Source organism: Pantoea sp. AS-PWVM4, assembly GCF_000468095.1.
Taxonomy (GTDB): domain Bacteria; phylum Pseudomonadota; class Gammaproteobacteria; order Enterobacterales; family Enterobacteriaceae; genus Pantoea; species Pantoea phytobeneficialis.
The window spans coordinates 35,600-58,534 of record NZ_ASZC01000009.1; the positions used below are offsets into that span (position 1 = coordinate 35,600).

Annotated in this window: 22 protein-coding genes; 12 read left to right on the top strand and 10 right to left on the bottom strand. The window is 57.0% G+C overall.

Translation table 11 applies throughout. The features are described 5' to 3' along the window. Positions 1–10 precede the first annotated feature (10 nt). Entirely contained in the window at positions 11–1,336 is a 1,326-nt protein-coding gene (locus tag L579_RS10145; protein ID WP_021184162.1) for a glycoside hydrolase family 28 protein, read from the top strand. A gap of 116 nt (positions 1,337–1,452) precedes the next feature. Here L579_RS10145 and L579_RS10150 read toward each other — a convergent pair whose 3' ends face one another. Then, complete coding sequence (locus tag L579_RS10150; protein ID WP_021184163.1) at positions 1,453–2,523, bottom strand: tartrate dehydrogenase; 1,071 nt, start codon at positions 2,521–2,523, stop codon at positions 1,453–1,455. A gap of 85 nt (positions 2,524–2,608) precedes the next feature. Between L579_RS10150 and L579_RS10155 the strand changes: the two genes are divergently transcribed. The 4 genes from L579_RS10155 (at position 2,609) to L579_RS10170 (ending at position 7,104) form a co-directional block, all read left to right on the top strand. Beyond that, entirely contained in the window at positions 2,609–3,514 is a 906-nt protein-coding gene (locus L579_RS10155; protein ID WP_021184164.1) for a LysR family transcriptional regulator, read from the top strand. A gap of 305 nt (positions 3,515–3,819) precedes the next feature. Continuing rightward, a complete protein-coding gene (locus L579_RS10160; protein ID WP_036626386.1) occupies positions 3,820–5,241 on the top strand; it encodes a sodium:solute symporter family protein in 1,422 nt (473 codons plus the stop codon). A gap of 1 nt (position 5,242) precedes the next feature. Continuing rightward, a complete protein-coding gene (locus tag L579_RS10165; RefSeq protein WP_021184166.1) occupies positions 5,243–6,427 on the top strand; it encodes a sialidase family protein in 1,185 nt (394 codons plus the stop codon). After that, complete coding sequence (locus tag L579_RS10170) at positions 6,424–7,104, top strand: SDR family NAD(P)-dependent oxidoreductase (RefSeq protein ID WP_021184167.1); 681 nt, start codon at positions 6,424–6,426, stop codon at positions 7,102–7,104. Before L579_RS10165 ends, L579_RS10170 begins: the two co-directional genes overlap by 4 nt. Before the next feature lie 63 nt (positions 7,105–7,167). Here L579_RS10170 and L579_RS10175 read toward each other — a convergent pair whose 3' ends face one another. Further along, positions 7,168–9,126 (bottom strand): sigma-54-dependent Fis family transcriptional regulator, encoded by a 1,959-nt coding sequence (locus tag L579_RS10175; protein ID WP_021184168.1) that lies wholly within the window; start codon positions 9,124–9,126, stop codon positions 7,168–7,170. A 197-nt stretch (positions 9,127–9,323) separates the two neighbouring features. Here L579_RS10175 and L579_RS10180 point away from each other — a divergent pair, with 197 nt between their 5' ends. The 4 genes from L579_RS10180 (at position 9,324) to L579_RS10195 (ending at position 13,357) form a co-directional block, all read left to right on the top strand. Then, complete coding sequence (locus tag L579_RS10180) at positions 9,324–10,343, top strand: Gfo/Idh/MocA family oxidoreductase (protein WP_021184169.1); 1,020 nt, start codon at positions 9,324–9,326, stop codon at positions 10,341–10,343. Beyond that, the gene (locus L579_RS10185; RefSeq protein ID WP_021184170.1) at positions 10,343–11,122 is read left to right on the top strand and encodes a TIM barrel protein; all 780 of its coding nucleotides are present in this window, start codon (positions 10,343–10,345) and stop codon (positions 11,120–11,122) included. The genes L579_RS10180 and L579_RS10185 overlap by 1 nt, the downstream gene beginning before the upstream one ends. A gap of 78 nt (positions 11,123–11,200) precedes the next feature. After that, positions 11,201–12,118: a substrate-binding domain-containing protein gene (locus tag L579_RS10190; protein WP_021184171.1), complete on the top strand. Its 918-nt coding sequence runs from the start codon at positions 11,201–11,203 to the stop codon at positions 12,116–12,118. A 150-nt stretch (positions 12,119–12,268) separates the two neighbouring features. Further along, positions 12,269–13,357 carry a YncE family protein gene (locus L579_RS10195; RefSeq protein WP_021184172.1) on the top strand — a complete coding sequence of 363 codons (1,089 nt, stop codon included), beginning with the start codon at positions 12,269–12,271 and terminating at the stop codon, positions 13,355–13,357. Between the two features lie 57 nt (positions 13,358–13,414). Here L579_RS10195 and L579_RS10200 read toward each other — a convergent pair whose 3' ends face one another. From L579_RS10200 to L579_RS10210, 3 genes are all read right to left on the bottom strand, one after another. Continuing rightward, on the bottom strand, positions 13,415–13,708 hold the full coding sequence (locus L579_RS10200) for a DUF1330 domain-containing protein (protein ID WP_021184173.1): 294 nt from the start codon (positions 13,706–13,708) through the stop codon (positions 13,415–13,417). Between the two features lie 2 nt (positions 13,709–13,710). After that, positions 13,711–14,589, bottom strand: coding sequence for a glutathione-dependent disulfide-bond oxidoreductase (yghU, locus tag L579_RS10205; protein ID WP_021184174.1), 879 nt, complete (start codon positions 14,587–14,589; stop codon positions 13,711–13,713). A gap of 285 nt (positions 14,590–14,874) precedes the next feature. Then, a complete protein-coding gene (locus L579_RS10210; RefSeq protein WP_021184175.1) occupies positions 14,875–15,753 on the bottom strand; it encodes a sugar phosphate isomerase/epimerase family protein in 879 nt (292 codons plus the stop codon). 277 nt (positions 15,754–16,030) lie between these two features. Between L579_RS10210 and L579_RS10215 the strand changes: the two genes are divergently transcribed. From L579_RS10215 to L579_RS10225, 3 genes are all read left to right on the top strand, one after another. Next, positions 16,031–17,059 carry a LacI family DNA-binding transcriptional regulator gene (locus tag L579_RS10215; RefSeq protein WP_021184176.1) on the top strand — a complete coding sequence of 343 codons (1,029 nt, stop codon included), beginning with the start codon at positions 16,031–16,033 and terminating at the stop codon, positions 17,057–17,059. A 180-nt stretch (positions 17,060–17,239) separates the two neighbouring features. Then, positions 17,240–18,163: a TIM barrel protein gene (locus L579_RS10220; protein WP_021184177.1), complete on the top strand. Its 924-nt coding sequence runs from the start codon at positions 17,240–17,242 to the stop codon at positions 18,161–18,163. Between the two features lie 10 nt (positions 18,164–18,173). Then, entirely contained in the window at positions 18,174–19,343 is a 1,170-nt protein-coding gene (locus tag L579_RS10225) for a Gfo/Idh/MocA family protein (RefSeq protein WP_021184178.1), read from the top strand. A 35-nt stretch (positions 19,344–19,378) separates the two neighbouring features. Here L579_RS10225 and L579_RS10230 read toward each other — a convergent pair whose 3' ends face one another. From L579_RS10230 to L579_RS10250, 5 genes are all read right to left on the bottom strand, one after another. After that, complete coding sequence (locus tag L579_RS10230; protein ID WP_021184179.1) at positions 19,379–20,116, bottom strand: amino acid ABC transporter ATP-binding protein; 738 nt, start codon at positions 20,114–20,116, stop codon at positions 19,379–19,381. A gap of 9 nt (positions 20,117–20,125) precedes the next feature. Further along, the gene (locus L579_RS10235) at positions 20,126–20,881 is read right to left on the bottom strand and encodes an amino acid ABC transporter permease (RefSeq protein WP_021184180.1); all 756 of its coding nucleotides are present in this window, start codon (positions 20,879–20,881) and stop codon (positions 20,126–20,128) included. Between the two features lie 5 nt (positions 20,882–20,886). Next, positions 20,887–21,582, bottom strand: a complete 696-nt coding sequence (locus L579_RS10240) for an amino acid ABC transporter permease (RefSeq protein ID WP_021184181.1) — start codon at positions 21,580–21,582, stop codon at positions 20,887–20,889. A 12-nt stretch (positions 21,583–21,594) separates the two neighbouring features. Further along, the gene (locus tag L579_RS10245; protein ID WP_013507592.1) at positions 21,595–22,347 is read right to left on the bottom strand and encodes an SDR family oxidoreductase; all 753 of its coding nucleotides are present in this window, start codon (positions 22,345–22,347) and stop codon (positions 21,595–21,597) included. A 130-nt stretch (positions 22,348–22,477) separates the two neighbouring features. Continuing rightward, the gene (locus L579_RS10250; protein ID WP_021184182.1) at positions 22,478–22,894 is read right to left on the bottom strand and encodes an acetyl-CoA carboxylase biotin carboxyl carrier protein; all 417 of its coding nucleotides are present in this window, start codon (positions 22,892–22,894) and stop codon (positions 22,478–22,480) included. Positions 22,895–22,935 lie beyond the last annotated feature (41 nt).

Here is a 22,935-nt window from a genome sequence, read left to right on the forward strand (position 1 = left end):
GGAGAACCGCATGCACCTTTCACTGGCTGATTTTCACCCCGTCGCTGACGGCGAAACCCTCGATACTGATTGTTTTCAACGTGCGCTGGATCAGCTGGCGCAGCAGGGCGGCGGGACGCTGACGGTGCCAGCGGGCCGCTATCGCCTCGGCACCCTCACGCTGGGTTCCCATCTCAACCTGCATCTGGCGGCGGGGGCCACCTTGCTGGCAAGCCAAAGTGTCGAGGATTATCAACGCTGTCTGGCGCAGAGTCAGGCCGAGCTGTCGCAGCATGTGCTGTTGTATGCGGTCGGCCAGCGCAATATCAGCATCAGCGGTAAAGGGGTGATTGATGGCGATGGTGAAGCCTGGTTTGCCGCCGAGAAGGATGAGCAGGGTTATCGACTGCCACGTCCTCAGCGCCCACGGATTATCGTGTTTGAAGATTGTGAGCAGGTGACGCTGCGGGAGTTCACCATTGTGCAGGCACCGATGTGGACGGTTCATCTGGTGAGCTGCCGCCATGTGCATATCGAACACCTGACGATTGATAACGCCATGACCATGCCCAACACCGATGCGCTGGATATTGATAGCTGCGAAGCGGTGTTTGTCAGCAACTGCTACCTGAGTGCGGCAGATGACGCCATTTGCATCAAAACCACGCAAAAACCCGCCCCTCTGCGGCGTGCGGCGCGGCAGATTATGATCAGCAATTGCCAACTGCGTTCTTACAGTTGTGCGTTCAAGATCGGCACGGAAACCTTTGATGATGTGGAAGATGTCACCGTCAGCGGCTGCACCATTTTCGACTCCAATCGGGCGATTGGCCTGTTGTCGCGCGATGGCGGCAGTTTCCGCCGCCTGTTATTCAGCAATCTGACGCTGGCCTGCCACCTTGCGCCACCCTGCCACTGGGGCAAAGCCGATGCGCTGTTTGTTTCGGTACGCGCCCGCGATCCGGCGATCGTGCCGGGCGTTATCGAACAACTGCAATTCAGCAACGTCAGTGGCGTGATGGAAGGGGCCATCAATCTGCATAGCGAGGTGGCAGGGCAGATCCGCGAGGTGATGCTGAGCAACGTGCAGTTGCGTCAGGTGGCCGCTGAAGGACAGGGATATTACGATGTGCGCCCGCCGTGTAATCCTGAATCACCAACGGGGATGGGACTGGATAATGCCTACAAGCTGGACAGCCAGACCGGGCAGGCGTTTGGGGTTGCGGCTTATCCACATGGTCTGCCGGGCCTGTATGCGCGCGGGGTGGAGAACCTGCAATTGCATAACGTCACCATTGTGCGCCCACAGCCATTGCCGACCGGCTGGCATAGCGAAACGGTGCAGATTTTGCCGTAAGGCGATGGACACTTTGCGCGATAAATCGCGCCGCTACGATAACATCATGAAATTACACCGCGACGTTAACATCGCGCCCTGCTGTAGCGGCGCGATTTATCGCGCGGTTTTTTCGATTACAGCGCGGCGGCAATCGCTGCGCCCAGCTCCTCGGTTGATGCCTTGCCGCCCAGGTCGCGCGTCAGGCTGGTGCCCGCCGCCAGCGTGCGTTCAATGGCATCCAGCACCGCTGCACCGGCTTCGGCATAGCCCAAATGTTCCAGCATCATTGCGCCACACCAAATCTGTCCAATCGGGTTGGCGACGCCTTTGCCCGCAATATCCGGCGCGGAGCCGTGTACCGGTTCGAACAGACTCGGGAATTTCCCTTCCGGGTTGATATTGGCTGAAGGCGCAATGCCGATGGTGCCGGTACAGGCCGGGCCGAGATCCGACAGGATATCGCCAAACAGGTTGCTCGCCACCACCACATCGAACCAGTCCGGGTGCAGCACGAAGTTAGCGGTCAGGATATCGATATGATATTTATCGACTTTAATCTCCGGGTAGCTGGCTGACATGGCTTCCACGCGGCTGTCCCAGTACGGCATGGTGATGGCGATACCGTTGGATTTTGTGGCCGAGGTCAGGTGTTTTTTCGGTCGTTTCTGCGCCAGCTCGTAGGCAAATTTCAGAATACGATCGACGCCGGTACGGGTCATCACCGTCTCCTGAATCACCACTTCACGCTCGGTGCCAGGGAACATGGTGCCGCCGACGCTGGAATATTCGCCTTCAGTGTTTTCACGCACCACGTAGAAATCGATATCGCCCGGTTGACGGTTTGCCAGCGGCGCTTTGACACCCGGCATCAGACGCACCGGACGCAGGTTGACGTATTGATCGAACTCGCGGCGGAACTGCAACAGCGATCCCCACAGCGAGACATGATCCGGTACCACATCCGGCCAGCCTACGGCACCGAAGTAGATCGCATCAAAGGTTTGCAGGGTAGCGAACCAGTCATCCGGCAACATCTTGCCATGCTGCTGCCAGTACTCGGCGCTGGCGAAATCAAACCATTGCCACTCCAGCGGAATATTGAATTTTTTTGCTGCCGCGTCCATTACACGGATGCCTTCTGGCATCACTTCCTTACCAATGCCATCGCCAGGGATGACGGCGATTTTAAATGTTTTGCCGCTCATAGGGTTTCTCGCAGGTTGCTGTTGATGTTCTGCCCGCAGTATAACTTTGCATCATGGGGAAATAATTAGCCTGAGCAGCAAGCCAATGTTGAATAAAAGTAGAGAATCGCGCACCTCCACCGACGACCTGGCGTTTTTCGTGCGTATCGCCACCCTTGGCAGCCTGACGGCGGCAGCGCGTGAGCTGGGACTCTCGTTACCGGCGGTGAGCAAACGCCTGAGCCAGTTGGAGCAGCGGCTGGGGGTGCAGTTGCTACGTCGTACCACCCGGCGGCTGGAACTGACGCCGGAAGGAAAACGCTACCTGGAGGGTGCGCGTCCACTGCTGGATCAACTGGCGGAGCTGGAGGAGTCGGTCAGCAGCCAGACGGCGGTGTTGCGCGGCTCATTGAATATCAATGCGTCATTCGGCTTTGGTCGCCGCCATGTTGCGCCGCTGGTGTCGCGCTTTGCGGCGTTGCACCCGGAATTGTCACTCAGCCTGCAACTCAGCAGCCAGCCGTTAAGTTTCCTTGATGCGCACATCGATATCGATATCCGTGTCGGTGAGCCGCCGGATGCTCGCTTGATGGCACGCAAGCTTCGGACCAATCCGCGCGTGCTGTGCTGTGCCCCAGCTTACGCGGCGCGTTGTGGCCTGCCCGACAGCGTGGCGGCGCTGGCGCAGCATAACTGCATTTTGCTGCGTCAGTACGAAAGCGATTTTGCCCTGTGGCGGCTGACGGATGGCAGGCAGCAGCTGACGCAAAAGGTGCGCGGAACCCTGGTCACCAACGACGGTGAAGTGGCGATGCAACTGGCGCAGGACGGGCATGGCATTCTGCTGCGTTCATGGTGGGATGCGCAGCACAGCATTAACAGCGGCGAGCTGCTGCATGTATTGCCCGACTGGAGTGCGCCAGACGGCGATATCTTTGCCGTCTGGCAGCCCCAGCGCCAACTGCCTGCACGTATTAGCGCCTTTGTGGAGTTTTTGCAGCAGACGCTATAAAGGCACATTCCGTAGCGGCGCGATAAATGAAGTGAACCCCGAAAGTTGGATAGAGCAAATGACCGATATGATTATTTTCAATCAATATTGAGTGTTTGTGAGCACGATCAAACAAATCATTGTCCTTATCGCCTATAAATTGCCACTTCGCTGCGTGATCTCATTCTTTATTGACTGAAATAAATCACAAGGCGCAATGGATGGCGTTCGGTGCAAAGACACCACAAAGAGAAAAATGCCATCGCTATAACGGCGTGCGTGAAGCCCAGCGCCTGCCACGACCCTACGTTATCGATGAGGCTGAAATGAAACAATTCTCTACAGAAGGGATGGTGATTATTGTCGGGATTGTGATCGCATATATCCTGTTTACCACCTGGCTGACCTGGCGTTTGCGCAGTAAAAACACCGGTGATTTTATGGCTGGCTCGCGCGCCATGCCGGCGTTTATCGTCGGGGTGATGCTGATGTCAGAATATATTGGTGCTAAATCCACCATCGGCACCGCCCAGGCCGCCTTTGAGGATGGTTTTGCTGCCTCCTGGTCGGTAATCGGTGCGGCGATAGGCTTCCCGCTGTTTGGTATGCTGCTGGTCAAACGTATTTATAACACCGGGAAAATCACCATTTCCGGGGCGATTGCCGAACGTTACGGTAACTCGACCAAAAACATCATCTCACTGATCATGATTTACGCGCTGCTGCTGGTGAACGTGGGTAACTACGTCAGCGGCGCAGCGGCCATTTCCACGGTGCTGAACCTCAATCTCACTACCGCTGCGTTTATCACGGCGGTGGTCAGTACCTTCTATTTTGTCTTTGGCGGCATGAAAGGCATCGCTTGGGTGACGCTGCTGCATAGCGGCCTGAAATACATCGGTATTATGGTGATTCTCGGCGTGGCGCTGCATATGACCGGTGGTGTCAGCCCGATGATCAAACAGATGCCACATTTCTACTGGACCTGGGATGGTAACGTCGGGGCCAGCACCATTTTTGCCTGGCTGATCGGCACCATCGGTTCCATCTTCTGTACCCAGTTTGTAATTCAGGCGATTGCTTCCACCAAAAACGCCGCGTCGGCGAAGCGCGCCACCTGGGTTGCCTTCTTCTTTTGTATGCCGATTGCCATCGCCATCGCGCTGATCGGCGTGGCGGCAAAATTCCTGCATCCTGATATCAAGAGCCTGTATGCGCTGCCGGTGTTTTTACAGGATATGAGCCCGTGGCTGGCAGGCATTGTCACCACCTCGCTGGTGGCATCGATTTTCGTCAGTGTCAGTACCGTCGCGCTGGCTATTGCCTCGCTGGTGGTGAAAGATTTTTATGTTCCGTACCGCAATCCGACCCCGGAGCGTGAATTTCGTATGACGCGCTGGTTGTCGCTGGTGATTGGTTTCCTGCCGCTGATCTTCGTTTTGTTCGTGCCTGAAGTGCTGAAGCTGTCGTTTTTCACCCGTGCCATCCGTCTGTCGATCTCGGTGGTCGCTATCATCGCGTTCTACCTGCCATTCTTTAAAAGTACACGCGGGGCGAATGCCGGGCTGATTGCCGCCTGTGTGGTGACGTCGGTGTGGTATTTGTTGGGAGATCCCTTTGGTATCAACAACATGTATGTAGCACTGCTGACCCCGGCGCTTGTGATGGTGATTGACCGCCTGATCCCGTCGCGCCAGACGCAAGACAAAAATGCCCCGAAACGAACCATGCAAAACAGTGGAGCCTGATATGACCGACTTAACCCTTACCGTCGAACGTAACGGTAACCTTCATCCGCACGCGCAGGACGCGCAGCAGCTCACCGCGATGCTGCCTTCGGTCTGTCCACAGAACCATGCTGCTAATCTGCTGCCGCTGCCGAATGGCGACCTGCTGTGCGTCTGGTTTGGCGGCACGCAGGAAGGGATCGCGGATATCTCGGTCTGGTGTTCACGGCTGACGAAAGGCAGCGATCAATGGAGCGAGGCGGAGAAGTTGTCGGACGATCCGACGCGATCGGAACAAAATCCGGTGCTGTTTCTCGATCCGCAACAGGTGCTGTGGCTGTTGTGGACTGCACAGAAGTCCGGCAATCAGGACACCGCGATTGTGCGCTATCGCCAGTCACGCGATTTTGGCCGTAGCTGGAGCGCCATCGATACCTTGCTTGATCAACCCGGGACCTTTATCCGCCAGCCGATCGTGGTACTGCCGAATGGCAACTGGCTGCTGCCGGTGTTCTATTGCCGTACCCAGCCGGGAGTGAAATGGGTCGGTAACGATGATGTCAGCGCGGTGAAAATCTCCAGCGATCAGGGCAAAAGCTGGCGCGATGTGGCCGTGCCGGACAGCCTCGGCTGCGTGCATATGAATATCACCCTGTTGCAGGATGGTAGCCTGCTGGCGTTGTATCGCAGCCGCTGGGCAGATCACATCTATCAAAGCCGTTCTCATGACGGTGGCGAAAGCTGGAGTGCGCCGCAGGCGACGGAACTGCCAAATAATAACTCCTCGATTCAGGTCACCACGCTGCACAACGGCCATCTGGCGCTGGTGTTTAACGCCATGAGCGCCAAAGACGCCAGCGAGCGCCGCCTGTCGTTGTATGACGAAATCGACGATGAGGAGGAGGGGGACGTCGCAGTGGCGGCGGAGCCGGTGGTGCACAGTGGCCGCACCGCATTCTGGGGTGCGCCGCGTGCGCCGATGACGCTGGCGATCTCGGCGGATGACGGGCGGAGCTGGCCCTGGCAGCGCAACCTCGATGAGGGCGATGGCTACTGCATGACCAACAACTCCCAGCAGAAATTAAACCGTGAGTTCTCCTACCCCAGCATTAAGCAGAGCGAGGACGGTGCGCTGCATATTGCTTACACGTATTTCCGTCAGGCGATTAAGTACGTGCGCGTTGATGAATCCTGGGTTGTCTCATGAGCCGCCATGCGCTGGTGACCGGTGTCAGCTCCGGGATAGGTGCGGCGATTGCCGACCATCTGTTGCAGCAGGGCTGGCAGGTGACCGGCTTCAGCCGCAGCGAGGTGAAAAAAGATCATCCGGCTTTTACCTCGGTCAGCGTCGATTTGTTTGACGCTGTGCGACTGAAGCAGGCGCTGGCGATGTTGCCCGGCGTGAATGCGCTGGTGCATGCCGCAGGGATGATGGCGGCTGCGCCCTTGGGGGCGCTGGATGAAGAAGCCAGCAGCAGGCTGTGGTATCTGCATGTGCAGGCGGCACAAATCATGGCCAATGCGTTGCAGCCCGGCATGCAACGGGGCGATCGTATCCTGCTGATTGGCAGTCGTACCTCACGCGGCGCAGCAGGGCGCAGCCAGTACGTCAGTACCAAGGCGGCGATGGTCGGCATGGCTCGGAGCTGGGCCGCCGAGCTGGCGTCTCAGGGGATTACGGTGAATGTGATTGCGCCAGGTGCCACCGAGACGCCAATGCTGCTGCAACCTGGCCGCGCCAGCTCACCGCCAAAACTGCCGCCGATAGGGCGCTATATCAAGCCGGAGGAAGTGGCGGCGTTGGCCGGATTTGTGCTGTCGCCCGCCGCAGATGCCATCACCGGGCAGGAGCTGGTGATATGTGGCGGGGCGTCCCTGTCATAACCGAAACGTAGCGGCGCGATTTATCGCGCAATATCGTCCGCGTTGTATGAAAAAATCGCGCCGCTACAATCGCCGACGTAATGATGCCAGGTCCACCTGCCACTGATTCAGCTTGTTGTACAACGCGGTGCGCGAAATCCCCAGCAGCTGCGCCGACTGGCGCAGATTGCCCTGCTGCTCCGCCACTACCTGCAACACATGTTGGCGCTCATTTTCCTGCAATGAAGGCAACTGCACGGTCGGCTGATGGCGCTGTACCATTTCATCCGGCAGATCTTGTCTGCCAATCTCCAGTCCCTCACACAGATTCACCATGCGTTCGACCAGATTCTCCAGTTCACGCACGTTGCCCGGCCAATGCCACGCCTGCAAGCAGCGCATTGCATCCGGCGACACCTGGGGCGCGATGCGTTTCAGGCGCGCGCACAGTGCCAGAATAAAGGTATTCACCAGGCCAGGAATGTCCTCCTGGCGCTCGCGCAACGGGGGGATCTCCAGTGACACCACGTTGAGGCGATAGTAGAGATCGCGGCGAAACGCGCCTTTTTCCACGGCATCCAGCAAATTACAGTGGGTGGCGGCGATAATCCGCACATTGACCTTCAGCGGATTGGCAGCCCCGATACGCATCACCTCGCTCTCCTGCAATACGCGCAGCAGGCTGGTCTGCGCCTCCAGCGGCATCTCTCCAATCTCGTCCAGAAACAGCGTACCGCCATCGGCCAGCTCAAATTTGCCTGGCGATCCGCCGCGCCGTGAACCGGTAAAGGCACCATCGACATAACCAAACAGTTCGCTTTGCACCAGGTCACGCGGTAGCGCACCGCAGTTAAGGGCGATGAACGCTTCCTGCTGGCGCGGGCTGGCGTTGTGAATCGCCTGCGCAAACAACTCCTTGCCGGTACCGCTCTCACCGGTCAACAACACGGTACTGTCGGTGCGGCTGCTGGCGCGTGCTTTCTGAATCGCCTGCATCACGCGTGGCGCATGGCCGCGAATCATCTCAAAGGTGTAACTGGCGCTGACTCCCATCACTCGGCGGGTAATGGCGCGGATACGCTGGTTCTCGCGCAGTGATAACACGCGTCCCCCATCCGGTGCGGGCATCAGCGAAATCAGGCAAGGGATCGACTGCACGCCATCGGGCATAAATTGCAGCTCGCGGTCGTTGCAGAATGGCATGGTCAGCAGCGATGCTCCCTGCGGCTGCAACAACACATCGATCGGCCCGGCATCAGGATCCAACCCGCTAAAGATCTGTCGGGCGTAACGGTTCAGGGTTTTGATCCGACCGTGGCGATCGCAGACGATCACTCCTTCATTCAGGGTTTCAAGGATCGACTGCTGCTCGGCCAGCAGACGGCGCAGCATCAACTGTTGCCCGACCGCTTCTGCCGCCGCCTGCACCGTACCCAACGTGTGTGCATTGAAGTTATCGGGGGTGGCGGTCAGCGTCAGCACGCCAATCAACTGACCGCTGGCATCACGCACCGGAGCGGCAGCGCATTGTCGATGGCGTTTACGCAGATCGAATTTCCAGTTCTCACCGCTCAGTACATACACCAGCCGTTGTTCAATCAGGCAGCGAGCCGTGCAATTGGTGCCCAGTACCTCTTCACGCAGAATGCTGCCGACAGGTGTCATATCTGCGCCACAGAAATGCAGCGTCACACCCTGCGCATCGGTCAGGTTGATATGCCCATCCGGGTTATAGGCCAGCAGGTTCTCCATAATGCTGCGCGCAACCAGGATCAACTCGGCGTTGTGTTCGAGAATCGCGGCCAGCTCCTCAGCGGGCGGGGCGATATAGGTAAAATCCTCCGGATCGGTACCGCGCTGCTGCGAGCGTTGCCACGACTGCAAAATGCTGCGCCGCATCCAGCCCGGTTGCTCACCGCGCTGAAAGCTGTGCCAGCCCTGCCACAACAAATTATCCCACTCGCCGACTTCCGCGCCGCCTGGCAGGCTGAAGATCGGATCGCTTTCATCTTTAAACGGCAAGCGGTCGCTCAGAGATCGCATAACGCACTCCGGTGATGGATGGAATGTCCATTTTATTTACATGTGAAGTTGACATGTAAATTTTGTTGCCAGTTTGTGAGCTGTATCTGTGTGGTGTCTCACACATTTCGCCGATTTCCACCTGGCATTGGCTTTGCAATAACCCCGGTACAGGCCGCATCCATTCGGGATGCCTCCAAAATAACAAGGAGTTAGCAATGAGTCTTGATTCCAAACCTGTACGCGTTGGCTTGATTGGTGCCGGTCGCATGGGTAGCTTCCACGCGGAAAACCTGGCGTACCGGGTACCGGGAGCGACGCTGGCCGCCATCGCCGATCCCCAGCCCGGCGCGGCGGAACGGTTGGCGCAGCAACTGGGGGTGGCGAAAGCCTTTAGTGACCTGCACGCGTTGTTGCAGGACCCGGAGATTGATGCGGTGGCGATTGCCGCGCCAGCACGTACCCATGCCGAATGGGTGATTGCAGCGGCGCAGGCGGGCAAGCATGTGTTTTGCGAGAAACCGATGGCGGTGACGCTGGATGAAGCCGACCGTGCCATTGCCGCAGCGAAAAGTGCCGGTGTGGTGTTGCAGGTGGGATTCAACCGTCGTTTTGACTCAGGGTTTGCGGCGGCCATCGCCGCGGTGGAAGCCGGAGAGAATGGCGTCACCCAACTCAGCCGTTCGGTGACGCGTGACCCGGCGTTGCGCGATCCTGCCCCGATCCCGCCGTGGACCATCTTCCTCGAGACGTTGATTCACGATTTCGACACCCTGCTGCACTTCAATCCGCATGCAAAGCCGGTACAGGTCTATGCGTTGGCTGATGCGCTGGTGCGGCCGGATTTTAAAGATAAAGGCTTACTGGATACCTCAGTGGTGACGATTCGTTTCGACAATGGGGCGATTGCTACCGCCGAAGCCAACTTCCAGGCGGTATACGGCTATGACGTGCGGGGCGAAGTATTTGGCAGCAAAGGGATGTTGCAGGCCGGGCACATCAATGCCAACCACTGCGTGCGTTATCACGCGGGTGGCATCGCGATTGATACCTCACGGCTGGACTCCGACCTGCTGCGTGAAGCCTATGTGGCAGAGATGACGGAATTCGCGCGTTGCATTCGTACCGGCGCAACCCCGCGTGCCACCGGTGAAGATGCACGCAACGCACTGGAAATCGCGCTGGCCTGTATTGAGTCCGTGCAACGCAACCAACCGATCACGCTGGGAGGTCGCTAATGGCGAGCTATCAACTTTCTGTCTGCGCCGAGATGGTGTTTCTCGATCTGCCGTTTATTGAACGCGTTAAACGTATTCATGCGTTGGGTTTTGGCGTCGAAATCTGGGGCTGGGCCAATAAGGATATTGACGCGCTGGCGGCTACCGGGGCGCGTTTTACTTCCATGACCGGCTATCTGACCGGCAACCTGACCGACGATGATGCCATCGCTGAGTTGTTACAAAGTGCCGAAGCCTCGCTGGCGGTGGCGGCGCGGCTTAACTGTCCGGGACTGAACCTGCACGGCACCGGGCTGGATGACCAGGGGCTGCCGGTAAAACCGGTAGAGGTGGTGACTGGCGCGATGTGGCTGAAAGCCGCTGACACGCTACGCAAAGTCGCCCAACTCGGCGAACGGGCAGGACGCGTGTTCACGCTGGAGAACCTTAATCTGCCGGTTGACCATCCCGGTACGCCGTTTGCCCTGGCCGCCGATACCCTGGCGCTGGTGGAGGCGGTGAACAGTCCGGCGTTGAAGATGAATCTCGACCTGTATCACGCGCAGATTGGCGAAGGCAATCTGATCGAACTGATCCGTCGTGCTGGCCCGGCGATTGGTGAGATTCAGGTGGCCGATGTGCCGGGGCGTCAGCAGCCGGGCACCGGGGAAATCAACTATCGCGCCATTGCCCGCACGCTGCACGAGATCGGCTATCAGGGCACGGTGGCGATGGAGGGATGGGCCAGTGGCGACAGCGCTGCCGCGCTGGCACAGTTCCGCGATCACTTCAGTTTATAAGCGTTACCCTGCCGGGTATTTGCCTGTTGCCCGGCGTTAAAACACAACAATAAAATCTCAACCCTACAGGAAACTATCATGAAAATCAGAAGCTTATTTATCCTGCTCTGTTCGTTGTTGTTCAGCCTGAGTGTTAGTGCAAAGACCTTCACCGTCGGTGTGGCCCTGGCTAACTTCGACCTCAATTTTGTGTCCATTTTACGCACCCAGATGGAAGCCGAACTGAAGGCTAATCAGCTCAAGGGTCAGTTTGTGGATGCCAAAGGCGATGTGGCGCTCCAGGTGCAGCAGGTGGACGATTTTATCAACCAGGGGGTGGACGCGATTATCCTCAATCCGGTGGATACCCAGGGGGTGCTGCCGATGATCACCGCCGCGAAGAATGCCGGTATTCCGCTGATCTTCGTTAACCGTAAGCCGGAGGTGAAGCTGCCTGCGGATATGGCCTACGTCGGTTCAGATTCTGCGCTGGGCGGAGAAATGCAGATGGAGGCGCTGGCGAAAAAGATGAATTACAAAGGCAACGTGGCGATTCTGATGGGCGCGCTGTCGAACGAGGAAGCGCGTGAGCGTACCAGGGCGGTAGAAGCGGTGATCGCCAAATACAAAGATATGAAGGTGGTCGAGAAGCAAAGTGCGAAGTGGCAGCGCAATGAAGCGGTGGATGTGGTGTCGAGTTGGCTGCTTAACCAGCGTCCGATTGATGCCATCGCTGCGAACAACGATGAGATGGCCATTGGCGCGATTATGGCGCTGAATCAGGCGAAGAATGAAAAGATCCTCGTTGCGGGTATTGATGGCACACCGGACGGGCAGCAGTTCGTGAAGAACGGCAAGATGGTGCTGACGATTTTCCAGGATGCTAAAGGGCAGGCAACCGGGGCGGTGCAGGTGACCAAAGCGTTGCTGGATAAGCAAAAAGTGCAGGTTTACAACTGGGTGCCTTATAAAACCATTACGCCGGAAAATTACACGCAGTTTGTGGCGGCGAATTAATATTGCGCGATAAATCGCGCCGCTACGGTTCTTGCTGGCTTGTAGCGGCGCAATTATTGCGCTGTGACGAATAATCAGCGTTACGTTTACTCGCCAATCGTTAATACGTATGATTCTCATTCTTTTTATAACTCCCTGATGGAGCTAAGAATGAAATCCTTGTTCAATCCGCGTATCGCGGGCGTGGCGCTGGCAGTAGTGACGGCGCTCAGCCTGACGGCCTGCCAGGCACCGGCAAAAAAAGCCGCTGCCCCGGTCGTCGCCCCACAACCGGTTGCCAGCAATGTGCAGCAGCGCGTACTGGCGGAAGGCCTGTATGAGATGGCGTATGTTCCTGGCAGCACTGCTTCGCTGTATGTCGCCAGTGCCCAGAGTTTTAAAGGCGTCAACGGTGGGGTGATCTACCGTCTTGATCCGGCCACGCTGAAAACCCTCGGCGAAACCCATACCGACCTGAAAAACTTCGGCATGACGATGGAGCCGGACGGCAGCCTGCTGTACGTCACCAATACGCTGGATGGCGGGATTTCAAAAGTTGATGCGCAAAGCGGCAAGGTGTTGCAGCGTCTGAAGTTTGGCCTGATCAATGACAAAGGCTTCCCGACGGGCGCGCGTGAAATCATGCTGCATGATGGCCTGCTGTATATCGGCGGAGTCGCCGATCCGGGCCTGATCTGGGTGGTGGATGCCAAAACCTTTAAGCTGAAAACCACCATTAAAAATGCCGGGAAGTGGGTCACCGGTCTGCTTTACTCCTCAGTGACCAATCGTATCTATGCGGCCAACGGCAGTGGCGAGATCCTGGTGATCAACCCGCGTAATCACAAGATCGAACAGCGCTGGACGCCGGGCGACGACAAAACCTACCTGCTGCTGAATCTGGCGGAAGATCCGGCCACCGGCCGCCTGTTTGTCACTGACAACTCTAAAGCGAAAACCACGCTGGTGTTTGATGAGCATACTGGCAAGGTGATCAAGCGTATCGACGGTGACGCGCTGGGTATTAAGTTCAATGCCAAACGCAATGAGATCTACATCAGCCAGCGTGAATCGGGCAAAGTGCTGCAACTCGATGCCACCAGCTATGCGGTGAAAAATAGCTGGACGCTGCCGACTCATCCCAACAGCTTGCTGGTATCGCCGGATGGTCAGACGTTATTCGTGACGGTGAAGCAGGGATTCAACAAAGATCATTCTGCGAAAGGACCGGATAGCGTGGTGCGTATCCCGTTGAATTGACAGGTAAAGGGCGGTGGTGACACCGCCCTCAATGAATAAGCGCGATAAATCGCGCCGCTACGCTGTGACGCCCTGCACCAGCAACACGCGATAATTCGCACCTTTCAGACGATGTTCTTTCGCTTCCTGGTAGGCCGGGCTGTAATACCAGCCTTTTGCCGCATCAATATCCGGGAACTCCAGCACCACCACGCCCTCGGCTTGTGGACCTTCCAGCGTTTCCAGCGCGCCGTAAAAGGCGAGCGGATTAATCGGATGATCACCGCGTGCTTCCCCCGCTTTCTGCGCGTAGGTGGCCATTTCGTTGTCGTTCAGGGTTTCATCGCGGATAAAAATCACATATGCGCTCACGGTTACTCTCCTCGCGCCTGGCGTTTGTCTTCGGTGTTGGTATCAAAATCGGAGGCATCATGGCGTTCCAGCAACTGATCTTCCGGCGCGGCACCAAAGGCGCGGTTCACCTTACGGCCACGGATGACCGCCGGACGCTGCGCAATCTCTTTCGCCCAGCGCACCACATTTTTATATGACTGCACATCCAGGAACTCAGCACCGTCGTATTGATTGTTCAGTATCAGGTTGCCGTACCACGGCCAGGTGGCGATATCGGCGATGCTGTATTCGTCGCCGCCCAGATAGCGGTGATCTGCCAGCTGACGATCCAGCACGTCGAGCTGACGTTTCGCTTCGAGGGTAAAGCGGTTGATGGCGTATTCGATTTTTTCCGGCGCGTAGAAATAGAAATGGCCAAAACCGCCGCCAAGGTAGGGGGCTGAACCCTGCAACCAGAACAACCAGTTCAGCGCTTCGGTGCGGCCCGCCACATCTTTCGGCAGGAAGTGACCAAATTTATCCGCCAGATACAGCAGGATGTTGCCGGACTCAAACACGCGCAGCGGCGGGTTAACCGAGTGGTCGCGCAGTGCCGGGATTTTAGAGTTAGGGTTGACCTCAACGAAGCCGCTGGAGAATTGATCGCCCTCGCCGATGCGAATCAACCAGGCGTCGTATTCGGCTTCTTTCACGCCGAGCGCCAACAGTTCTTCCAGCAGGATGGTAATTTTCTGGCCGTTTGGCGTGCCCAGCGAATAAAGCTGAAGCGGATGTTTGCCGACCGGCAGGGTCTTCTCATGCGTCGGCCCGGCAGTCGGACGGTTGGTTTTCGCGCCGTTGCCTTTGGCTTCCGGGTCCCAGGTCCAGACTTTTGCGGGCTGATACTGATGTTCCGACATAGTGATTTCGCCTTGTTGTGGTTGCATTTTTTGCTGCCACTGAGTGTAGCAGCCGCAGTCACAGGCGATTTAACCGCGCTGGCGGTGAGAGGCAAAGTCCGGTGTTGAGGTGGGGTTGGTGCGTGCTGATACCCTCACCCCGGCCCTCTCCCATGAGGGAGAGGGAGAAGTGCCATATGCTCGAACGGTTCCCATGAGGGAGAGGGAGAAGTGCCATATGCTCGATCGGTTCCCTCTCCCGCTTGCGGGAGAGGGGTAGGGTGAGGGTAACAAAGCGCACCTAACTCAAAGCAACTCGCGTTCAATCAGCTCGCGGGTTTCCACCGCCTGGTACTTCATTTTTTCCGGATAACCAAACAACGCTGCCGAGATAATCGATTCACCGCCGACCTTAAAAGTACGTTTGGCAAAATCCATCTCGCGTAACGCTTCGAACAGCGCATCGAAATTGACTTCACCTTCACCCACGCCGACATGCTGGTGGATGGTGGCATCAACCCCCGGCGGGTTGACGATATAGCGGCAATGTTTGGTGTGGTTCATGGTGTCGGCAATCAACATATGCGACAGATCGTCACCGGCATAATGCAGCATGCTTTTCACATCGCCTTTGCCTTTGTCGTAGAAAAAGGTATGCGGCGCGCTGTAGATATACTTCACGTTATCGCTGCGGAATGATTTCACGATATCAGCGGTTTCGTTGCTCTCCTCGCAGAAATCCCACGGGTGGGCCTGGATTTCCACGCGAATGCCTTCGCGTTCGATAATGGGCAGCAGATCCTCCATCGAACGGTAGAACATCTCTTCGCAAATCTCCGGTTCATTGGGATTGCCGGACAGCTCGGTATTGATCACCGGCACGCCCATTTCCACGGCGATCTCGATCATCCGCTTCCAGTTCTTCACCGCCGCCTGACGGCGGGCTTCGTCCGGGCCAGACCAGCGATACACCACGATAAACGAGGAGATCTCCACACCGGTGGAGCGCAGCGCGTTCTTATATTCGGTGATGATTTCGCGGCTGGCTTTCGGGTGTTTATAGAACGGGTTAATTTGTGGATGGGGCGACTGTTCGATGTATTTGTAGCCCCATTCCGCCACCTGCTGCACCATGCGGGTGATCCCCAGGTCGCGGATTACATCCACGTCAAAAGCGATTTTCATTGTTTTCTCCTGCGCGTTAAGCCGGTTGCTTTAACGCTTTGCTGAAGCAAATCCACCCCTCACCACAAGCGTTGTCAGGCAGAATAATTATCAAACATTTATTCCGAAAAGTAGGTTTCTTGGTAATTTTCGTTTCGTTTTTGCGATGGTGGTCAAATTTATGAGGGATTCTCTATCAGAACTTACGATTATATGACGATTTTTGGCGCGAATTATTCGCAAATTTGATGTCATCCGGCTATCATTTTTTGATAATTTTCTATCGCGGATATCTTGTATGAGTAAAATCACCATGAATGCGATTGCCGCCGCTGCGGGTGTCGGCGTTGCGACGGTTGATCGCGTGCTTAACCGTCGTGCGCCGGTGCGCGCCGCCACCGAGCAGAAGGTGCTGGAAGCGGCGGGGCGTCTGGGGTATCGCGCTGACCTGATGCCGTTACTCAGCAGCCGGGCTTTAACGCCTGCTGTCGCGTTGCGTATGGGGTTTATTCTGCTGGCAAAAAATTATTCGTTTTATCAGTCGCTCACTGACGCGTTGCGTCAGCAGACACAGCCGTTACATCCCGCCGGTAGCGAAGCACAATTTTGCTGGCACGATATTGACGATGTGGATGCGGTGGTGGCCTCGCTGCATACGCTGGCGCAACAGGTGGATGTCATCGGGCTGGTGGCGCTTGACCATCCGCTGATTCGCCGGGCGATCGAAACGGTATCGCGTCAGGGCGTGCGGGTATATGCGTTGTTTTCCAACTTCTCCCCCTGTGGTCATGCCGGTTATTTCGGGCTGGATAACCAGAAGGCCGGACGCACCGCAGGTTGGATGGCGACGCATCTGTTGCATCAGCCGGGACCGGTAGGGGTGCTGGTGGGGGACCACCGTTTTACCTGCCAGGAGAGTTGCGAAATCAGTTTCCGTTCTTACCTGCGCGAGCAGGACAACGCGCGTCAGGTGCTGGAACCACTCAAAACCCATGAGTCGATTGACGGGGGTTATCTGGCAACGCGTCGTTTGTTGGATGAACATGCCGATCTGGCGCTGATTTTTGCGCCGTGCGGCGGGATTGAAGGGGTCATTCGCGCGCTGCGTGAGCAACCGCAGCGTCGCGTGGCGCTGATTTGTCATGGCCCGGTCAGCGACGGCGATCTGGCATTGATTGATGGCACCATCACGGTGATGCTGCGTCATCGTATTGAGGGTCTGGCAACTACCCTGGTACAAACCCTGCAACAGCATCAGGCGGATGGCAGCGAGCATTTTATGCAGGTCACGCTGCCGTTCGATATTGTCACACGGGAGAATTTGTAAAAACGCGCGATAACCGCTGCTTAGGCGTAGCAGCGCGATTTATTGCGCCGAATGATAGATAATCTATCATTTAAATGATAATTAATAACTTGATCGCTATCAAAAAATGAAAGTTTCATGCTTGTTGTGGATGAAATTTTTATTTGATACTTGCTGCATCAATCACAGCAAGGAACGATCATGACTATCCATATCGCCAATGCGCCCTGTAGCTGGGGCGTCGATGATCCGAAAAATCCTTTCCTGCCGCCGTGGCAAAAAGTCCTGAGCGAAGCGGCACAAGCCGGGTATCGCAGCATTGAGCTGGGGCCGTGGAGCTATTTGCCGGTGGAGGCCAGCGAGCTACGCCAGCAACTGGAACATTACGGGCTGTCGCTGGTAGCGGGCACAATTTTCGACGATCTGGTCAGTGCAGCCAATTTCCCGGCGATGGTGGAACTGACCCACAATATCTGCCGCAATCTCTCCCTGGTGCCGACGGCTGAGAAAACCCATGCGCAGAACGCGCCGGCTCCCTATCTGGTGATAATCGATTTTGGTAATCCGCAGCGCGCGAAATATGCCGGTCAGTCGGATAAAGCGCCACGCCTGTCCCCGGAAGACTGGCAACGCATGATGCAGCACATCACCACCCTGAGTGAGATCGCCTGGAATGAATATGGCGTACGCGCGGTGATCCATCCTCATGCCGGAGGCTGCATTGAATTCGCCGATGAACTGGAACAGTTGGTGCAGGATATCCCGCACGAGGTGGCGGGTTTGTGTCTCGATACTGGCCATCTGTACTACTCAGGCATGGACCCGATTCCCTACCTCAATCGCTACTGGGATCGCATCGATTATCTGCACTTCAAAGACGTGAACGAGGCGGTATGGCGCGATGTTATCGCTCGCGGCATCGACTTCTTTGCTGCCTGTGCCGAAGGGGTGATGTGTCCGATTGGCAAAGGGGCGATTGACTATCCGGCGGTGCGCGCCTTCCTTGCGGAACGCGATTATCAGGGCTGGATCACCATCGAACAGGAACGCGATCCGCGCCATGCTGACACCAGCCTGCGCGACGTCACAGCCAGCCTGCACTATCTGCAATCAGTCGGATTCTGAGGACAACATCATGATTAACGGTACAAAAGCTCTCGATCGTTCACTGCGCTGGGGTATGGTCGGCGGCGGTGGCACCAGCCAGATTGGTTACATTCACCGTTCTGCCGCGCTGCGCGACGGCAATTTTGTCTTACAGGCTGGGGCGTTTGATATCGACGCCGCGCGGGGCCGGGCCTTTGGCACAACGCTGGGGGTGGCGGAAGATCGCTGCTATGCCGATTACGAGACGATGTTTGCTGCTGAAGCGGCACGCGCCGACGGCATTGAAGCGGTGTCCATCGCTACGCCTAATAACACCCACTTTGCTATCTGCCGGGCGGCGCTCAATGCCGGGCTGCATGTGGTGTGTGAAAAGCCGCTGTGCTTCACCGCTGCCGAGGCCGACGAGCTGGAAAGACTTTGCGCTGAGAAGAAAAAAATCATCGGTGTGACCTACGGTTACGCCGGACATCAGTTGATTCATCAGGCGCGGGAGATGATCGCCGAAGGGCTGCTGGGGGAGATTCGCATCATCAATATGCAGTTTGCTCACGGCTTTCATAACGAGGCCGTGGAGCTGCAAAATGCCAGCACCAAATGGCGCGTCGATCCCCGCTTTGTTGGCCCCAGCTATGTGCTGGGCGATTTGGCGACGCATCCGTTGTTTATCGCCGAAACTATGGTGCCGAAGCTGAAAGTTAAACGCCTGCTGTGTAGCCGCCAGAGTTTCGTCAAAAGTCGGGCACCGCTGGAAGATAACGCCTTTGTGATGATGGAGTATGACAACGGCGCGGTAGGCACCATGTGGGCGTCGGCGGTGAACTGTGGTTCGATGCACGGCCAGAAAGTGCGCGTGATTGGTGAAAAGGCCAGCCTCGAGTGGTGGGATGAACAACCGAACCAGCTACGTTATGAAGTGCAGGGGCAGCCGGTGCAGATTCTGGAGCGCGGTATGGGGTATTTGCACAGCCGCGCTGTAGAGGAAGATCGTATTGGCGGGGGGCATCCTGAAGGGCTGTTTGAAGCCTGGTCCAATCTCTATCGTCGCTTTGCGCTGGCAATGGATGCTACCGATCGCGATGATCACGCATTCCTGGGCGACTTCTGGTATCCCGATGTACATGCCGGGCTGATGGGGGTGCGCTGGGTGGAGCAATGCGTGCAATCCGCCGACGCCGGTGCGGTGTGGGTGGATTGCTGATTTTCCGTAGCGGCGCGATTTATCGCGCCCTTTAATCAATGCGAGCGCAAATCGCTCAGGAAGCGTTGTGCGCGCGGGTGCTGCGGCTGGGTGAAGAACTTGTCCGGCGTGGCCTTTTCCAGAATCTGCCCCTGATCCATAAACCAGATGGTATCCGCCACTTCACGGGCAAAGTTCATCTCGTGGGTGACGCACATCATTGTCATCCCCTCCTGGGCCAGGCCGCGCATCACCGATAGCACCTCACCCACCATTTCGGGATCGAGTGCTGATGTCGGTTCATCAAACAGCATCACCGGTGGCTTCATCGCCAACGCACGGGCAATCGCCACGCGTTGTTGCTGACCGCCGGAAAGCTGCGCCGGATAAGCATCCGCCTTGTGCGACAGGCCAACTCGTTCCAGCAGTTCCCCCGCTTGCTGACGTGCCTCTGAACGCTTCACGCCCAGTACCTTCATCGGTGACATCATAATGTTCTCGGCCACGGAAACGTGGGGGAACAGGTTGAAGCTCTGGAACACAAAACCGATACGCGTGCGCAGCTGATTCAGGCGCGTGCTGCTGCCGTGGATATCGATACCGTCAAACACAATCTGGCCACCTTCAATTGGCTCCAGGCGGTTAACGGTGCGGATCAGTGTCGATTTACCGGAACCGGAGGGGCCACAGACCACCACCACTTCGCCGGGATTGATCTCGGCACTCAGGTCAGTCAGCGCCTGATACGCGCCGTACCATTTGTTGACCTGATTAAACAGAATCATCGGTCTCATAGCGGTTCCTTATTGCGATTGGGTTTTAGTCATCATCACCGCCGGTGCTACCGTGGGCGTCTCCACCGGTGACTGACGACGTTTCTGCGCAAGGCGCGCTTCGAGTTTGTTGGCGAGCCACGTCAGGCTGAAGCAGATGATGTAGTAGCTCAGTGCCACGATGGCGAACACCTGGAAAGGTTTGGTCAGTAACTGGTTGCTGACCTGGTTGGCCGCAAATGTCAGCTCCGGCACGTTAATCACGTAGCCGAGGGTGCTGTCCTTGATGATCGAAACCAGTTGGCTTACCAGACTTGGCAGGGTGTTAAACAACGCCTGCGGCAGGATCACCAGACGCAGGGTCTTGATGTGGCCCATGCCTAATGCACGCGCTGCTTCGTACTGGCCGTGCGGTAACGCCTGAATGCCGCCACGCACGATCTCGGCGATATAGGCGCTCTCATAAATCACCAGCGTACACAGCATGGTGGAGAAGCCGCTGATGTTGTGACCAATCAACAGCGGTACGCAGAAGTAGGTCCAGAACACCACCATCATCAGCGGGATGCCGCGCAGCAGATAGACCCAGCAGGTGGCGGGCCAGCTCAGCCAGCGCCACGGCGACAGACGCGCCAACCCCAGCAACACGCCCACTGGGAAGGCCAGCAATACCGCCAGCAGCGAGATCACCAGGGTACAGAGCACCCCGCCCAGTGGCCCGTTCGGGTACTGGCCCATTAACAGCAGCATGCCGTTGTCATGCAAAATGGTGAACATCTCAAACATCGCCATTACCTCGCATAGACGCGTTGAAAGCGGCGGGCCAGTAGCGCGCCAAGGCCCATCAGCATCAGGGAGAAGAACAGATAGCCAACGGTTGCCACAAAATAGGACTCGAAGGTGCGGAAGGTCTGGTTTTCAATATCGCGGGTGACATAGGTCAGTTCCGCCACACCAATCACCATCGCCAGGCTGGTGTTTTTGAACAGCAGCACCGTATGGTTAATCAGCGCCGGTAGCGCGTTACGAATCCCCTGTGGCAGGATCACCGACCACATGGCGCGCACATAACCCATCCCCAGCGCACGCGCCGCTTCGTTCTGTCCATCCGGGATAGCGCGCAGACCGCTGCGAATATCTTCCGAGAAGTACGCCGCCTGACACAGGCCCAGCGCCACCAGTGAAAACAGAAATTCGGCGTTGAGGTTGTTAATCCACATTTGCAGCGCTTCCGGCAGCAGCGTCGGAATGGCGAAATACCACATCATTAACTGAATCAGCGTCGGGACATTGCGGTGATAAGAAACATAGGCCTTCACCAGTCCGACCGCGATGCGTTGATCGGTCAGGCGGATCACCACCAGCAGCATGGCGAGGATCATCGCCAACAGCCAGGCACCCAACGCCAGTTCAAGAGTGACCACCGTTCCGTCAACGATCATCTGGCCGAAGTGGCCGGTTATCACACTGCTGAAATCGAGTGCCATAGTGTTACCTCATTACTCGGCGCGATCGCCCGGTCGCATGGTGGAAAGGCCGCCCGGTACCTGCAACGTCGGGGTGATTTCGATATTGCCGATATTCACCGCCACCGGCGCAGAGAGGGCAAAGGCTACGCAGTCGGCGATATCTTTCGCCTGCGGCAGTTCAAAGCCATCGATAAAGCGACGGCGCGCTTCTTCGTGATCGCCAGAGACGTTGCCGAAAATATCGGTGGCGACGCGGCCCGGACAGATCTCGGTGATACGCACACGTTTGCCATAGCAGTCGACGCGCAGCTGACGCGACAGGGCATGGACCCCGGCTTTGGTGGCGTGGTACACCGAGTTGCCGCCAAAGTTGTAAATTGCGGCGATGGAGGTGATGTTGAACACATGACCACGGTCGCGTGCCACCATGCCCGGCACCAGCAGCCGGCACAGGTGCAGCACGGCGCGCAGGTTGACATCCACCTGGGTTTCAATCACGTTTTCGTCAGCGTCGAGGATGGAACCCGGATGCGACAGCCCGGCGTTGTTCACCAGAATGTCGATTTGCAGGTCCTGGCACAGGGCGGTCAGTGCGCTGAGATCGCTGACATCCACCGCGTGTGGGATACAGCCGGTACGTTCGGCCAGCGCCGCCAGTTGTTCTTTGCGGCGTGCCACGGCATGAACGGTAATGCCTTCCTGGCACAGACGCTCAACAATGGCTTCACCCATCCCGGCGGATGCGCCAGTGACCAGTGCGGTTTTGTAATCTGAAAATGGCATTTGCCTCTCCTGTCATCGCCGGGCCTGGGGCAGCGGCGCGTTTCTGATCTTTTTCTGACTTTATGCAGTTATGTTCAATGGGGATAAGACATAAAAATTTTGAGGCAATAAGCGACCCTTATAACCGCGCTTATTCCTGGTTATGATCATGAATTATCAGTATTTCTTCTTCGTATTCTACCGGTGAGCCGTCGTTGATTACCACGTTTTGTACCGTGCCGTTTACCGGGCTGATGACCGGTAAATAGAGCGGGCCAACCTGCACCAATGCGAGCACATCATCGGGTTTGACGACCTGTCCGGGCTGGACAAAATCCTGCTGACTTAGCGGATGGCGTAACCGCAGCGTACCGGGCATGGGGGCGCCGACTGGGCGCAGCGCGATCGGCGGTGCGGGAACCGGTTGAGGCGCAGAGGGGGGCACAGCGGCAAAGGTCATTTTTACCGACCACGCCTTGCCGCCCAACGTGAGGTGGCTCAGCCCGGCGGTTTGCATTTTGCGCGCGACGGCACGCAGCGTCGGCAGCGGTATTGCAGTTTTTTCCATAGGGTTCCCGTCAAAGAAAGCCCGCCGGAGCGGGCAGCTAA